The sequence below is a fragment of the Vreelandella lionensis genome (assembly GCF_044543515.1).
Lineage (GTDB): Bacteria > Pseudomonadota > Gammaproteobacteria > Pseudomonadales > Halomonadaceae > Vreelandella > Vreelandella lionensis.
Genome location: NZ_JBITWC010000010.1, coordinates 107,801 through 123,326, shown reverse-complemented (window position 1 = coordinate 123,326; position 15,526 = coordinate 107,801). Strand labels below are relative to the sequence as shown.

Annotated in this window: 12 protein-coding genes; 6 read left to right on the top strand and 6 right to left on the bottom strand. The window is 56.1% G+C overall.

The features are described from left to right. Position 1: 1 nt before the first annotated feature. Both ACIGG6_RS08315 and ACIGG6_RS08310 read left to right on the top strand, forming a co-directional pair. Positions 2-1,621, top strand: a complete 1,620-nt coding sequence (locus ACIGG6_RS08315; RefSeq protein ID WP_399843844.1) for a class I SAM-dependent DNA methyltransferase — start codon at positions 2-4, stop codon at positions 1,619-1,621. Next, positions 1,621-2,976 (top strand): restriction endonuclease subunit S, encoded by a 1,356-nt coding sequence (locus tag ACIGG6_RS08310; protein ID WP_399843842.1) that lies wholly within the window; start codon positions 1,621-1,623, stop codon positions 2,974-2,976. The genes ACIGG6_RS08315 and ACIGG6_RS08310 overlap by 1 nt, the downstream gene beginning before the upstream one ends. A 102-nt stretch (positions 2,977-3,078) precedes the next feature. Here ACIGG6_RS08310 and ACIGG6_RS08305 read toward each other — a convergent pair whose 3' ends face one another. The 6 genes from ACIGG6_RS08305 to ACIGG6_RS08280 all read right to left on the bottom strand — a co-directional run bounded on the left by ACIGG6_RS08305 (position 3,079) and on the right by ACIGG6_RS08280 (position 10,811). After that, on the bottom strand, positions 3,079-3,297 hold the full coding sequence (locus ACIGG6_RS08305) for a hypothetical protein (RefSeq protein ID WP_044629634.1): 219 nt from the start codon (positions 3,295-3,297) through the stop codon (positions 3,079-3,081). An 811-nt stretch (positions 3,298-4,108) separates the two neighbouring features. Continuing rightward, a complete protein-coding gene (locus ACIGG6_RS08300) occupies positions 4,109-4,735 on the bottom strand; it encodes an NAD(P)/FAD-dependent oxidoreductase (RefSeq protein ID WP_399843877.1) in 627 nt (208 codons plus the stop codon). A 239-nt stretch (positions 4,736-4,974) separates the two neighbouring features. Continuing rightward, positions 4,975-6,426: an aldehyde dehydrogenase family protein gene (locus tag ACIGG6_RS08295; protein WP_399843840.1), complete on the bottom strand. Its 1,452-nt coding sequence runs from the start codon at positions 6,424-6,426 to the stop codon at positions 4,975-4,977. Beyond that, positions 6,423-8,054, bottom strand: a complete 1,632-nt coding sequence (locus ACIGG6_RS08290; RefSeq protein ID WP_399843838.1) for a 5-guanidino-2-oxopentanoate decarboxylase — start codon at positions 8,052-8,054, stop codon at positions 6,423-6,425. The genes ACIGG6_RS08295 and ACIGG6_RS08290 overlap by 4 nt, the downstream gene beginning before the upstream one ends. Before the next feature lie 35 nt (positions 8,055-8,089). Continuing rightward, positions 8,090-9,823, bottom strand: a complete 1,734-nt coding sequence (locus tag ACIGG6_RS08285; RefSeq protein ID WP_399843837.1) for an amidohydrolase — start codon at positions 9,821-9,823, stop codon at positions 8,090-8,092. Positions 9,824-9,929: 106 nt separating this feature from the next. Continuing rightward, positions 9,930-10,811 carry a LysR substrate-binding domain-containing protein gene (locus ACIGG6_RS08280; protein WP_399843835.1) on the bottom strand — a complete coding sequence of 294 codons (882 nt, stop codon included), beginning with the start codon at positions 10,809-10,811 and terminating at the stop codon, positions 9,930-9,932. A 136-nt stretch (positions 10,812-10,947) separates the two neighbouring features. Between ACIGG6_RS08280 and ACIGG6_RS08275 the strand changes: the two genes are divergently transcribed. Genes ACIGG6_RS08275 through ACIGG6_RS08260 form a run of 4 tightly spaced genes read left to right on the top strand, consistent with a single transcriptional unit; the run spans position 10,948 to position 15,526 of the window. Beyond that, positions 10,948-12,552, top strand: coding sequence for an amidohydrolase (locus ACIGG6_RS08275; protein WP_399843833.1), 1,605 nt, complete (start codon positions 10,948-10,950; stop codon positions 12,550-12,552). A gap of 34 nt (positions 12,553-12,586) precedes the next feature. Then, the gene (gene dctP, locus ACIGG6_RS08270) at positions 12,587-13,633 is read left to right on the top strand and encodes a TRAP transporter substrate-binding protein DctP (protein WP_399843832.1); all 1,047 of its coding nucleotides are present in this window, start codon (positions 12,587-12,589) and stop codon (positions 13,631-13,633) included. A gap of 14 nt (positions 13,634-13,647) precedes the next feature. After that, a complete protein-coding gene (locus tag ACIGG6_RS08265) occupies positions 13,648-14,217 on the top strand; it encodes a TRAP transporter small permease subunit (RefSeq protein ID WP_399843830.1) in 570 nt (189 codons plus the stop codon). Further along, the gene (locus tag ACIGG6_RS08260; RefSeq protein ID WP_399843828.1) at positions 14,204-15,526 is read left to right on the top strand and encodes a TRAP transporter large permease subunit; all 1,323 of its coding nucleotides are present in this window, start codon (positions 14,204-14,206) and stop codon (positions 15,524-15,526) included. Before ACIGG6_RS08265 ends, ACIGG6_RS08260 begins: the two co-directional genes overlap by 14 nt.

Sequence of the window (15,526 nt, the reverse complement as noted above, 5' to 3'; positions counted from 1 at the left end):
CATGACCAACAACGACATCGTCCAAAAACTCTGGAATCTCTGCGACGTTCTGCGGGACGACGGCATCAACTACTCGGACTACGTCACCGAACTGGTGCTGCTGCTGTTTATCAAAATGGTCCATGAGAACAAGGATTTTGGCACCCTGGTGAGACACCCACTGCCGGAAGGCTGCCGCTGGACCGACCTGAACGGCAAATCCGGCATCAACCTGCTGAACGACTACAAACGCATCCTGCTCAGCCTGTCCACGGGCAAAGACGGCGACGGCACGCTGGTACACGATGACCCGCTGATCAGCGCCATCTACGCCGATGCCCAGACCCGCCTGCGCGAACCCCGCCACCTGGAGCAGATGATCAAGACCCTGGACCAGATCGACTGGTTCAGCGCCCAGAAAGACGGCCTGGGTGACCTGTACGAAGGCCTGCTGGAAAAGAACGCCAACGAAACCAAATCCGGTGCCGGCCAGTACTTCACCCCCCGCGCCCTGATCAACACCATGGTGCGCTGCCTGAAGCCGCAACCCGGCGAACGCATACAGGACCCGGCCGCCGGCACCGCAGGCTTTTTGATTGCGGCCCACGAATACATCAAAAGCCAGACTGACGACCTGTACGAACTGAACGAGCAGGACAAAACCTTCCAGACCACCCGGGCCTACGTGGGCATCGAACTGGTGCCCGGCACCCGCCGCCTGGCCCTGATGAACTGCCTGCTGCACGGCATGGAAGGCGATGCCGAAGGCGTGGTGCATCTGGGCAATGCCCTCGGGCAGACCGGCGCCGGGCTGGAAAAGGCCGACGTGATCCTCGCCAACCCGCCCTTTGGCACCAGCAAGGGCGGCGACGCCAGCATCACCCGGGACGACTTGACCTACAAAACCAGCAACAAACAACTGGCCTTTTTGCAGCACATCTACCGTAACCTCAAACCCGGTGGCCGCGCCGCCGTGGTACTGCCGGATAACGTTTTGTTCGAAGCCGGCGTGGGGACCGACGTGCGCCGGGATTTAATGAACAAATGCAACCTGCACACCATCCTGCGCCTGCCCACCGGCATCTTCTACGCCCAGGGGGTGAAAACCAACGTGCTGTTCTTCACCAAGGGCAGCGCCACGGACAAGTTCCAGGAAGAGAACTGCACCGAAAACGTCTGGGTCTACGACTTGCGGACCAACATGCCCAGCTTCGGCAAGCGCACCCCCTTTGGTGACCAGCACCTGAAGCCGTTTGAAGACGTGTATGGGGAAAGCCCCAACGGCGACAGCGAGCGCAAAGAGGGCGAATACAGCTTCCACTCCGAAGACATCGAACTGCCCGAACACAGCGACGAAAACGAAGGCATCGACCCACGCCTGGCCCACAGCCGCTGGCGCAGCTTCAGCCGCCAGTGGATTGCCGAACACAAGGGCGACTCGCTGGATATTTCGTGGCTGAAAGACAGCGACAGTGTGGATGCCGCAAATTTGCCGGAGCCGAGTGTGTTGGCGGGTGAGGCGATGGGGGAGCTGGTGCAGGCGCTGGGCGAGCTGGATGCGTTGATGCGGGAATTGGGGGCTGAGGAGGAGGCTGATGGGGCGAGGGTGCTTTTGGGGGAAGTGATGGGTGGGGTTAAGTAATGACCGATCGCAAAATACCCACCGAATGGTTATTTCTTAAATTCACTGAAATCCTGGACGTTCAAGGTGGAACTCAACCGCCAAAGTCACAGTTTATTGGTGAACCCAGAGAGGGTTATATACGGCTCTTACAGATTCGAGACTTTGGGAAAAAGCCCGTACCGACTTTTATCCCAGACACATCCAAACTGAAGAAGTGTAATAAAGATGATCTATTGATTGGCCGTTATGGTGCATCACTTGGACGCATTTGCACCGGCATGGAAGGAGCCTACAACGTAGCCTTAGCAAAAGTAATTATGCCTCCTTCTGTGGATCGTGGTTTTCTGCACGGCTATTTGGGTTCTGAGCATTTCCAGGGAGAGCTGCGTTTGCTCTCGCGCTCAGCACAGAATGGTTTCAATAAGGGCGACCTTGAAACATTCGATTTCTTGCTGCCACCCCTCGCCGAACAAAAAGTCATCGCCGACAAACTCGACACCCTGCTGGCCCAGGTGGAAAACACCAAAGCCCGCCTCGAACGCGTCCCGCAAATCCTCAAACGCTTCCGCCAGTCCGTGCTGGCTGCGGCGGTGAGTGGGCGGTTGACGGAGGAGTGGCGAAATGGAGCCGAATTCGAAGTCGAATCAGACGCGCTCAGTAAATTCGTCTCTATCGATATCGGACATGCATTCAAAAGCAAGGAGTTTACCGATCGAGGTATTTCATTACTGAGGGGCCAAAACATTGAGCCTGGAGCACTAAGATGGAGTGAAACCAAGTACTTTCCTGAAGCCAAGCTCTCGGAGTTTCGCCACCTATTCATAAATTCCGGCGATATAGTCTTGGCGATGGATCGACCAATCATTTCCTCGGGATTGAAAATTGCGAGGGCCAAGCCGTCAGATTTGCCATGTGTCTTAGTCCAGCGAGTAGCGCGATTTAAAGACTTCAACGACCTGCTACCTGACTATCTATATGTCTTGCTTCAAGACATTTCGTTCAGCAATTACATACAGCCCAACCAAACCGGCAGCGATATTCCGCACATTAGCGGAAAACAGATTTTGGCCTACCCGGTAGAAATTCCAAGCATCGAAGAACAAACCGAAATCGTCCGCCGAGTAGACCAACTCTTCGCCCACGCCGACCGCATCGAACAACAAGTCAACAACGCCCTGGCCCGCGTCAACAACCTCACCCAGTCCATCCTGGCCAAAGCCTTCCGGGGCGAGCTCACCGAGCAATGGCGCAAGGACAATCCCGAACTGATCACTGGGGAGAACAGTGCGGAGGCGTTGCTGGATCGGATCAAAGCGGAGCGGGCGGCGATGAAGCCAGTGAAGAAATCCCGTCAAAAGAGAACTACCGCTTGAGCAGTAGACCTGCCTAGGGTTTGTAAGACAGACGAAGTAAGGCATAAAAAAAGCCGCCACGCGTTAGCGTCGGCGGCAGGCTAATTCTTCTACTCTCTAGCGCTATTGTGCCTGCAACATAGGCGTCTCAGGCCGCCAGAAAACGTTTTGCCCAATCCGGCTAAAGCCCCACTGGCTTTTGCTACGAAACGCACGCTGTTGGTTATCTGTCATTGCACTCTGCCCGTCTGCATCACGAATATAACGAGCGAGTGTCATGGCGGCTGGCTGGCCGTAGCGTGCACCCGGTGAAGCACATGTCCAGATATGGCGCAAGGTCATCGCAATATCAGGCTCATGTTGGTCTAAGTAGGCAAGGCCATAGGCACACGCTTCTAGCGTAAATTATTCAACTGCGGGGTAGGGGATTTGCTCGAATTTGATGACGACAGGGAGAGATAAGAAGCGCAAAGAGACGAGGCAGCTTGTTGCCTGAAGGTCGTAGGAAAAAATTGCTGAGGAAGAGAAAAAAGCCAATGTGTCACATATACGTCACAGGAAGTTAGCCAACAAACAAACACAAAAAAGGCAGATCAATAAGTAACTGATCTGCCTTTCGAAATATTGGTAGCGGGGACCGGATTTGAACCGATGACGGTTATGAGACTGATGAAATATGGACATATTATATGTCCTAAGATTACGTTTAATGATCTAAAATCATCATTAGGAAGGGTTTTTTCTGGGTTACGTTCGTGGAGGCAGTGTCATTTAAGAGTACATGAGGGAGCTTATAGTAGGCACAAAGCTTGGGAAAGTTGCCTTGGCAGAAAGTGACCTTCAGGCGTTTTGTCGGGCTTTGACAAGACAGTGACGACAGGAGGTATCAATACTGCCACGATCAGTTAGAGGAAGTTGATTAGCTGCATGCGTACGGAGAAATTTCTTGAGACGATTGGGTTGTTGATAGAAGCTTGGTGCGAAACTAAAGCCAGAATCTGGAAAGGTACACATTTTCAAGGCAATGATGTTACCCATTGCCTCGCGTCGTTTTCTCTGTTTGAGCCTGTGGTAGTATAACTATCTTGTTAATTCTCACTTGACCTCTGGCTAAAGAGATCTTCGAAGAATGTCTTACCGGCATCTGTGAGTACTAGATTGCCTTCCAGCGGAACGGCTTGGGAGGGATGTAGTCCGGCAGCGTGCTGGCAAAGCCCAGCTTGCTCTCCGGCGTGTTTTCCCCATCCAATATATCCAGCCCAACCCGTGAGCCGAACCTAGTCGCGGTAACGGCGAAACCGGAGTAACCACCAGAGTAGATCATGTCGCCGTTTTGGTAACGCTGGAAGTGCACCGCCATTCGTATGGTCAGTCCGATAGGACCGCTCCAGGCATGGGAGAAATTAATCCCACGTAGCCCTGGGAAAGTTTTATAAAAGTTTTCGATTAGAGGGAGAAAGTTTTCTGGTGTTTTGTCTGCTTTCGGGTCGGTATCATTCTCATAAAAGTACCCTAGTCGACAACCGAAAAAGATCTGGTTGTCGGCAGTCAAGCGCATGTAGTTCAACTGCGTACGGGTGTCGTAAATCCCTTGACGGTGCTTCCAACCAATACGTGTTAATTGCTCATCGGTGAGAGGCTCAGTGACAATGATCCTGTCGCGAATCGCAGCGACCCGTTTACGGATATTGCTACCGCTAATGGCAAAGGCGTTGGTAGCCAGCAGCACCTTTTGAGCATTGATCGAGCCTTCGGGGGTGGCAACTTTTACCCCGGGGATAGGTCGTAAGCTAGGCCCTTGGGGATTGGCCAGCTAACAAGAGGTGAAGCATATAGTGGGACCCGTTTGCTTCTCCAATTTGAATTTACCGGGCCCGACACAGGCCCGGTAATCATTAGCGTTGAGTTTATCCGCAGCGCAGATCTATAAGTGGCTTGTTTAGAAGGTTGGCGAGAAAGCACTATATAATTGAATACTCATGTGTTTCCACAAGGCATTATTGCTTGCTGCATCAAGGATTAGTTGCCAATCGGCCCCACCACATGCTTGACCTCCAGGAAGGCCGCCAGGCCCCAAGGGCCTAATTCCCGTCCAATTCCGCTGCGTTTAAAACCACCCCACGCCGTTTGAGGTAGAACTAGTTGCTCGCTGTTATACCAGACGCTACCGGCTCTGAGTTGTCGGGCGATTCGCTGTGCTCGCTTCGGATCCCCGCTTATGACGGTGGCGGCCAGGCCGAAGTCGCTGTCATTTGCCAAGGCGATCGCCTCAGCCTCGTCGCTGATGCTACGGCCACACAGCACCGGACCGAAGATTTCCTCACGCCATAGGCGACTGGTCGTTGGTACGTCCCGATACAGGGTCGGCGCCACGAAGTAACCTTGTTCGGGTAGCATGCGGTGACTTGCGTCGCGAACCGCCACCAAGCCTTCCTCTTGGGCGAGTGCCAGGTAACGCTGCACTGTCTCGCGCTGGCGTGCGCTGGTCATGGGGCCCATGTCGGCTTCCCCGGCCAGCGGGTCGCCCAGCGTTAATGTATCGATACGCTGGGCCAAGGCTGCGTAGAGCGATTCTGCAGCCGACTCATGTACTAAGAGGCGAGAAGTTGCCGAACAGATTTGTCCGGCATTGAAGTAAATGCCGGCCATGACCCAATCAGCGGCTTGTTCGGTATCGGCATCTTCCATAACGATAATCGGTGATTTGCCGCCGAGCTCCAGCGATACGCCAGCCGTCCGCTCTGCAGCCGCATGCATGACGGCTTCGCCTACCCGGTTGCTGCCGGTGAAGGAGATCTTGTCGATATCGGGATGAGCGGCGAGTGGAGCGCCGATGCCCTGACCGTCGCCGAAAAGCACATTGAGCACACCAGCGGGAAGGCCCACCTCCAATACGATTTCGGCGAGCGCGCGCTCCGGTAAGGGAGTCACTTCTGAAGGCTTGAGCACCACGGTACAGCCGGCGGCCAGGGCCGGCGCGACTTTCCATGCGCTGGTCACCAAAGGGAAATTCCAAGGGGTGATTAGACCAACGACACCGACCGGGTCGTGGTAGCAGCGGGCTTCGGCGCCTTCCATGTCGAGGGGGATTGCTGTTCCCTGCCGGCTGTCCAGCTCGCGTGCTTGCCCCGCGTAGTATCGATAGCAAGCGATGGCATCGTCTAGGTCTATGCCGGCTTCGTCCAGCACCTTGCCATTATTTGTCGAGGAGAGCCGAATCAGTTCATTGCGCCGGTGTGACAACGCCTCGGCAAACCTGTCGAGGTGACTACCGCGCTCGGTGCCTGAGAGTGCTTGCCAATCAGTCAGGGCTCGCCGTGCCGCGGCCACAGCGATATTCACGTCCTCAGGGTGGCCTGCAGTAACTTCGGCTAACACGCTTTCCGTAAAGGGGTTGATGACGGTCAGTCGCCTGTCGCTTGATGAGACGAGCCATTGGTTATCGATGAATTGATGATCCAGTACTGTCATGTCAGCTCCTCAGAGGTGGGCGTGTTGTCACTGCACCACGCCAGCCAGGCGTCAGAGTCGATTTCAACGAGATAGGGTCCCTCGGTGGGGCGTGACCTGAGCGCTTGAGCCAACGCTATCGGCGTGCCGGCACGCGTCGCCTGGCAGCCAAAGCCATCGGCAACCTTAACGAAATCCGGTGCCTTTATGTCGACGCCCAGGCGTTCAACACCATGGTTATCCATATAGCGTCGAATTTCTTCATAGCCTTGGTTGTGCCAAAGCAGAATGATCACGGGCAGGCGCGATTCGACAGCGGTAGCCAGCTCCGAGAGGGTGAACATGACGCCTCCGTCCCCGACCAAGGCAATGACGGGCAGGCTCGGTTGGCCGATCTGGGCTCCCAAAGCCGCTGGCAGTCCGTACCCGAGGGTGCCATAGCCCGTTGAGGCGTTGAAGAAATGCCGGGGGGCTGGCAATGCTAATAAATGGTTGGCCGCATAAACCGGTGCAGTGGAGTCGCCGACCCAAATAGCATCGGGCAGTGCTTTGCGCAGGGTGTCACATAAGGGCACAAAGGGAGACAGTGTGGGATCTTGAGTGAGTGCGAGCCCTTCGCGTGTCTTGATCGCTCGTGCGATGCCGTTGCGTTCCAGTGACGTAGGAAAATGCTCGAGCAACGCCGTTAGCGCCTGTGACGCATCACTAATGAGACCCAGCGACAATTGCTGATTACGCACCAACTGCTGCGCATCTAGGTCGATGCGAATTAGCCGACCGCTGAGTGCAAAGCCATCGTCGAAGACGACGTCATAATCGGTCTCGCCGAGCTCGGTTCCGATAGCCAGGATGACATCGGCTTCGCGCGCCAGTTCGCGTACGGCGGGGAGTCCCGTGTTAGCCCCTAGATCCAGCGGGTGAGCATCACCGAGCAGCCCCTTGGCATTGATAGTGGTTGCCGCCGGCGCATCCAGGCGGGTAACCAGTTCTCTGGCCACATCCGGTGCCTTGACGCAGCCACCACCGAGCAGGATCAGGGGCCGTTGTGCCTCTTGCAGCCATTGGGCGGCCTTGGCTATCCCGGTGGGATCCGGCGCCGGAGGGTAGATTTCGGGGGCATCCCACTTAAGCGGGGGGGGCGCAGGGGCGTCGAAAAGATCGATGGGGATCTCTATATGTATAGGGCCCGGTCGCTGCCCTTGGAAAATGGCATAGGCTCGGGCCAAGACCTCGGGCAGTGCGTCGGGGGAGAGCAGAGTATGGCTGAAGCGTGACACCCCAGACACCAGACCCTGCTGGCTCTCAAGCTCATGCAGTCGTCCCTGCCCCCGAGCTAATGTGTCTCGTCGATTCACACTGGAAATGACCAACATAGGAACCGAATCGGCCAGTGCCTGGCCCATTGCCGTAAGGATATTGGTCATCCCAGGTCCCGTGATGATTAGGCACACACCAGGCTTGCCAGTAGCCCGGGCATAGCCATCGGCCATGAAGCCGGCGCCCTGTTCGTGACGCGGGGTGACGTGGCGCACTCCGCTATTCTCCAGGCCCCGATATAACTCGATGGTATGAACCCCGGGGATCCCAAAGAGCGTATCAACGCCATAGCGATCACGCAGCAGGTGAATCAATAATTCAGCACAGGTCATGTCATGCTCCAAAGTAAGCGTCGTGAGAGCTCGTGTCATGGTGAAAGTGTGGGGGGCTGGCCCTGCCAGGTGGCTTCCAGGCCGAAGGACGTCAAAGACTGTTCGCGGTCATAGACCGGGAGACCTTGCAGAAAGCTCATCTCTACCTGCGTCCTATGCAGGTTGCCACGTACTTCTCGTGAGAACGGATCGTGATCCAATACGATCAGGTCGGCGGATTTACCGACTTCCAGCGAACCGGTTTCATGCTCCAATCCCATGGCATAGGCACCGTTAAGCGTGGCGATCTGCAGAGCTTCTTCCAGACGTATTGGCGTGCCGAAGCGTTCTTCGCCGGGTTCCCAAGGGTTCTGGCGAGTCACCAACGTTTCCAGGGCGAGCCAAGGATCAATCGAGGCCACCGGGAAATCGGTGCCGAATACGGCGACGCCACCGGCGTCCAATACGCCGCGCGCGTTATAAGCACGCGCTAGCCTCTCCGGACCGTACCCTGCACGCGCTCCTGATGTGAAGCGCGACGGATACCAGGCAGCGGGGGAGAACTCGGCGATCACGTCGAGTTCGGCGAAACGGGCCAGATTGGCGTCGTGCAGGATAGTGCTATGAGCACACTGATGCCGGATTCCACTGGGTCCGTTGATACGTCGGGTTTCCGCCACAGCATCCAGGAAGAGATCGGAGGCGCCGTCACCGGTACAGTGGGCTATAACCCGGATGCCGCGCCGATCCATATCAACCAGCATGTCGCGTAGATGCTCAGGCGTCAGGTTTATTTTCCCCCGCCACTGATCGTCACTCTCCCACGGAGTGAGCAGGAACGAGGATCGGGGCTCCACGGTGCCGTCGAAGTGGAACTTGACCGCATTGGCACGCAGGCGGCTGCTTGCGTAATAATGACGTTCGCCGCACAGAAGCTCCCAGCGTCGCTTAACCGGAAAGATATCGTCCTGCCAGCTGATTGCCGCTTCAACGCGCAGGCTTAGCGTGCCGGCATCGTCTAGCTCCTTTAGCGCGGCTAGGCGTTGCTCGCAGACATGGACATATTTAGTCGCCGTGACACCTCGACTGGTCTGATAATGCATCCCTTCCTGATAGGCTTTGCGCAACACGTCGACCGGCGTGGGGGGCATAGCGGCATGAATCATGGCATAGGCACCATCGATCATCAGGCCGTTAGGTTCACCAGACAGCGGATCCCGCTCCATGTAGCCATTGCGCGGGTCGGGAGTGTGGCGGTTAATGCCAGCCAAGGCCAGTGCCTTGCTATTGACCATCATGGTTCCCCACATTCGATCCAGAATGGCCACGGGACGGTCGGGCATAAAACTATCCAGCCATTCTCGACCCGGCGTTAGGCCAGCTTGCCGAAAGGTATAGCGTACGAAGTAGGCGCCGTGTATCCAGCCGTCCCCCGGATGCTGAGCGGCATAGTCAAGGATCGCTTGCTTGACTTGCTCAGGCGAGGGGTCTTCGAGACCAATTTTGAGGGAATCATCATATTTGGACGCCAATCCGAGATCCGGGTGGGTATGCATGTCGTGTAGGCCAGGCATGACAAATCGGCCATTGAGGGGAATGACCTGGGTATCGGGACCGATCCATTCATGCATGTCGCTCTCGTCCCCAACGGCACACAGCTTGCCCCCTGCCATGGCGAGCGCCTCGGCCCAGGGCCGGAGAGGATCGAGGGTGTAGATCTTGCCCCCCCTTAGCACGATGTCGGCATGAGTCGGGGCGGGTGCGTGGCTGGAGCGCCAAGGATCGAACATGGGATCACCTCTAATTGTTGTACAAGAGTCACCATAAACCAGCCTAAAAGGTCATGAGGTGTTAATTTCTTGCGTCAGAGGTGAGCATTCTTGGCGTGTCCTTGCGTTAGCCGGACACGGCCGCCGTGCCTAGCAGCCCTTCCAATAACTTCTTTATCCAGTCGCTGAAGGCCTGCACGTTGGGATCTTCCAGGCGACTCTGTGGCGTGACCAGATAGTAGGCACGGTCGCTGGAAATCTTCTCGCTGAAGGGACGCACTAACTGCCCTTGCCGAAGACTATCGCCGCAAACCACGTCATCGCCAATGGCAACCCCCTGACCGGACAATGCTGCCTGTAACACGAGCAAGATATTTGAGAAGTACAGACCTGAATCGACCTTGATTTTGTTTTTTCCAGCACAGCCGGCCAGCCATAGTTGCCAATCGTGGGAATCATGCAGATGTAACAATGTGGCGTTATCCAAATCGCGCGGATGGGTAATATTGAGCTCGTTGAGCAGCCTAGGGCTACATACGGGGTGATACATGGGCTGCGCCAGGAGTTCCACATGCTGGTCGTTATAAACGCCGTCGCTGAATACTACGAATAAGTCGAAATTGGGCTGGTTGATGGTTTCGTCTTCGCGATTGGTGCTCAAGTGCAATCGGATAGTGGGGTAGGCACGGTAGAAGTCATTGATATGTCGACTGACTACGCTCGCGGCAAAGCCAGGGGGCATACAGATATGCAGGTGACCATTGTATTCCTGGCCCGGCAGGTTGGCATGGATCCGCTCCAGGTTATGAAGTACCTCGCGGACCTCGCCGGCATATAATTGGCCCGCCGGTGTCAGGATGACGCCGCGCCCACGGCGCTCATACAGCTGAATATTCAACTGGCTTTCCAGCAGTCTCAGCTGGTGGCTAATGGCACTTCGGGTCAGGCTAAGATAGTCGGCGGCATCGGTCAGGCTACCCAGTCTTGCCAAGGCTTCGAAGGCGCGCATAGCCTGTAGCGAAGGGAGGTGATGAGTTTTTTGTTGAGACATTTTGACCAATAAGATGATTTTTTTTGACTTTTGATGAGTTGAGTTTGCTCTATAGTAGTTTTCAAAGCAACAATACTCCTCAGAGGAGCTTTTGATGACTACGCAGACCCAACGTGATGTTCTGACTCAGCGCGTCGACGCCTTGATGCCCCAGCTTTCCGAATGGAATCAGACCATCTGGCACTATGCAGAAACTGCTTGGCGGGAGTACCGCTCGGTACGTTTTTATGTCGACTTGCTTCGCGATTATGGCTTCGAAGTCGAAGAGGGCTCGGCCGGCATGCCGACGGCCTTCTGCGCCACCTGGAGCAATGGCGAAGGACCAACACTGGGCGGTTACGCCGAATACGATGCGGTGCCCGGCAATTGCCAGGCTGCGGATGTCGTCAAGCGGCCCCGCGATAACCTCAGCCCCTGGGCAGGCGGGCATACCGATCCACATTCTGCTTTGGGCATGGGGTCGCTGGGGGGCTTTCTGGCCATGCAGGCCCTGATGAAAGAGCAGGGTATTACCGGCACATTGAAGTTCTTCGGCGAACCGGCCGAGAAAGTGCGTGGCTCCAAACCGATCCATGCGGCACGTGGCTACTACGATGACCTAGATGCGGCAATCAGCTTTCACCCCTTCTATATGCTGCCGCTCTGCAATACGACTCGCTGGGACACGCATTGTGGCGCTGCATATGGGGTTATCTATACCTTCCTGTGCGAGAGCCCCGAAACCTGGATGACGCGCGGCAGCCATTCTCCAATCGCTGCTTCCCATGCCAGCGCTCGTGCGCCCGGAGCCAACGACGCCGTCACCCAGATGTATACCAATGCCAAGGCTCTGCGCGAGCACGTTATGGCCAGTGGCCTGAACTGGTCGATGAATGAGGTGATACTCAACGCAGGTCAGGCGACCGCCGATAACCTAGCTGCTCAGATGTCACAGATCCAGTACTTCATCCGCGTCTCGTCGGTTGAGCAGGCGGAACATGTGGTGCGAGGCCTTGATCACATTGCGGAATCCGTGGCCAAACTGACGCACTGTCGGGTCGAGCGCCACTGGGTAGCCAAATCACGTCCCGGTCTGCCGAACCATTCCATGGCCGAGCTGACCTACGCCAACCTCGAGCGTGTCGGCCCGCCGCAATTGGGTAAAGAGGCGATCGAATTGGCGCGTCGGATCCAGGCTAACCTGGGCATGAGTCCGATGGAAAAGCCGTTTCTGGCCGATATTGAGACATTACGTACTCCTCAGGACGCTGAACATGAACTGCGTCAGATATTGCCGCCCAACCAGACCCATTTCACCTCCGACGATTACACCGAGTACAGCTGGCATGCGCCTACCGTTCGTTTGTATATCGGACGTCCCGCGCTTGCGCCCCGTGACGATGGCGGCGCGTACCCTGACTGGGTCATGAACGCTCTCGGCGGGCTGGCTCCTTGTATCGATCCGATGATCGAGACGGCAGCGAAGACGGTTGGCCTGACCCTGCTTGACCTTTTTCAGAAGCCTGGTGCGTTGGATGAGGCGCGCGCTGAGTTCGAAACGCGGACCGGTGGGGGTGTCGGGGGCGAGGAATGGATGGCACCACTTTGCGATTACGAGCCGCCGATTCATTTCCGCTGGCCAGAATATGTCACCACGCCACGTGGTGAGAATGAGTGGGTGATTCCAGCATCCAATGAATGCCCTCCGGCATCCCGGTAAGACTAACCCTTCCCTGCAGCAGGAGAACGAATCCATGGATAACAACAAGTTCGCAACTCGCACCCTTACCACCTCCATCAAGGCAAGCTTGGCCTGTCTTGCATTAGCAGGCAGTGCCTTGACCTTCCCAATGCTCGCATTGGCTCAGGATGGTGAGGTTATCGAAATACGCATGCAGCGTTACACGGGTACCGAAGAAGACGAAATTTTCAAGCGCTATCAGGACATGTTGGCTGAAGCCAGCGATGGCCGAATCAAGCTGAATATTTTCCGTGGGGGGGAACTGGTCCCCAACGATCAAATGTTCGCTGCACTTCGCGGTGGTACGTTGCAGGCAATCTACGGCTATGGCGGCTACTGGGGTGGTCAGATGGATACAGCCGTGCTTGAGTCTGGCATTCCTATGGCTTGGACTAGCCTCGAAGAAGCCAAGGAGCTCTGGAATGAGCGTGGACTAGGTGAATTACTGGCCGAAAATTATACACAGCAGGGTGTTCATTACACCGTGCCCGTGTTCGGCGGTAAGTTCGACCTGCTGACCAAGGAGCCTGTCGAATCCCTGGAGGATATGAGCGAGCTCAAGATCCGCGCGACCCCATCCGTATCGGCCGTTCTCAATCACTTCGATATCCCTACCGTCTATATCCCGCCTCAGGAGTTCTATATCGCCCTGAGTACCAATGCCATCGACGGTCTTATCTACGGTGGTCCGTATGACTACTCGGTGCTCAAGCTGAACGAGGTGGCGACGAGCTATACCGAGCTGAACATGCTCTACCCAGGCTTCGTCGACAATGTGCTGGTAAACCAGAATGTGTGGAACAGCATGCCCGAAGACCTTCAGGATACATTCATGGAGGTCACCGCCGAGTGGGCTGATTATCGTCATCAAAAGTTCGTCGAATGGAACGAGGAGGCGGCCCATCTTTTCGAGGTCACGTCTTTGCCAGAAGGCGATGTAGTAGCGATGACCGAAGCGGCCCAGGAGGTTTGGAACGCCGAGGCCGAGAAGTCACCACAGGCCGCCGAGGCGATCGAGATGATCCGCTCCATGTCCCGTGACAAGGGTCGCCTTGAGTGACCGGGAGCTAAGCAATGCACTTGCTTCATGCTTGGATCCGTTGGCAAGACCGCCTGAGCGAATGGCTCGGGCGGTTCGTAGCCTGGCTAGGCTTCGCCCTCGCCTGCATTCTGGTATATGAGGTGGCAGCTCGGCAATTGCTGAGCTCGCCCACCAATTGGGCGCATGAGGCCTCAACCCTGACCTATGGCGTCTACGCCATACTGGCTGGGGCCTATACCGAGAAATGGAATGGCCATGTGCGGATCGATATCTTCTATCAACGCCTTTCGCCAAAAGGGCAGGCGTTGGTTTCCTTTGTGATCGGCGTATTGACGCTGATCCTGCTTGCGCTGCTTCTTACAAGCGCCTACGACTTCGGCATGCAATCCATGGCCATGCAAGAACGCTCCTATCGGAGTACCTGGGCCCCGTACATCTGGCCCGTGAAGGTCATGATTCCCGTGGCCGTTTTCTTGATCATGCTGCAAATGCTGGCAAACACTTTGCGCCATCTCTGTACAGTGCTGGGTAATCCATTGGATAGCGATCCCTCGACCGGCCATTCCACTAACACACGGGGAGATTCGCATGGTCAGCATTGATCCCATACTGCTTACGGCATTGATGTTCGGCGCCATGTTAACCCTGATGTTCTTTGGGGTACCGCTGGCTTGGACGCTGATGGGTGTGGGTGTCGGCTTCGGCTATTGGATCTGGGGGCCCGACAGCCTGGGCATTATGTTGCCTTCAGTCTTCGGCCTCATGAACGAGTTTATCCTGGTCGCGCTACCATTATTCATTCTGATGGGGATGATTCTGGAACGATCCGGCATTGCTGACGACCTTTTTGAGATGATCTACAAGCTCATGGGCGGCGTGCGCGGTGGCCTGGGCATGGGGACCGTAGTGATCTGTGCTTTGATTGCCGCCATGGTAGGCATCACAGGTGCGGCGACCGTCAGCTTGGGGCTCATTGCACTGCCTGCCATGCTCAAGCGTGGCTACAGCAAGCAACTGTCGGCAGGGGCGATCATGGCCGGTGGTGCGTTGGGGTTCTTGATTCCCCCGTCATTGGTCATGATTCTCTACGCCTTCCTGACACGTGAGTCGGTGGGCAAGCTCTTCGCTGCAGGGGTTATGCCCGGCTTGATGTTGGCGATCATCTACATGATTTATATCGGAATACGCTGCCATCGAAATCCCTCCTTGGGGCCACCCATCGAGGCTTCCGAACGCATCGGCACGTGGGGCAAGGTGAAGGCGCTGAAAGCTGTGGTGCTGCCCGGTGCCCTCATTGCCGTGGTGTTGGGAACCATGGCGATCGGTGTGGCATCCCCCACAGAAGCCTCGGCATTGGGCGCTAGCGGTGCCATGCTCTGCGCCTTGGCGCATCGCAGGCTGAACATGACCATGCTCAGCAGTGCGCTGTACAGCACGGCGCGCATCATGGGTATGCTGATGTGGATCATGATCGGCGCGGTGATTTTTTCAAAAATCTATATCGCCCTGGGCGCCGGGCAGGCGATCGTCGGTCAGATAATGGCTGCGGAGCTGAGCCCTTACCTCGTCCTGACGGTGATCTTGCTGAGCTATCTGGTATTAGGAATGTTCTTGGATGACTCGGCCATTCTGTTTATTACCGTGCCGCTTTATGTCCCGATAATTAAGGCGCTGGGCTTCGACCCGATCTGGTTTGCCACGCTGTTCGTGCTGGCAATGCAGAGCGCCTATCTGACGCCGCCCTTTGGTTACAACCTGTTCTACATGCGTTCCGTCGCACCGCCCGAAGTGACGACTGGCGATCTTTATCGCTCGGTGGTCCCTTTCCTGATCATGCAAATACTCGGCATCGTGCTGTTGGTGCTGTTTCCACAGATTGCTCTATGGCTACCTGAGCTCATCTTCGACTAG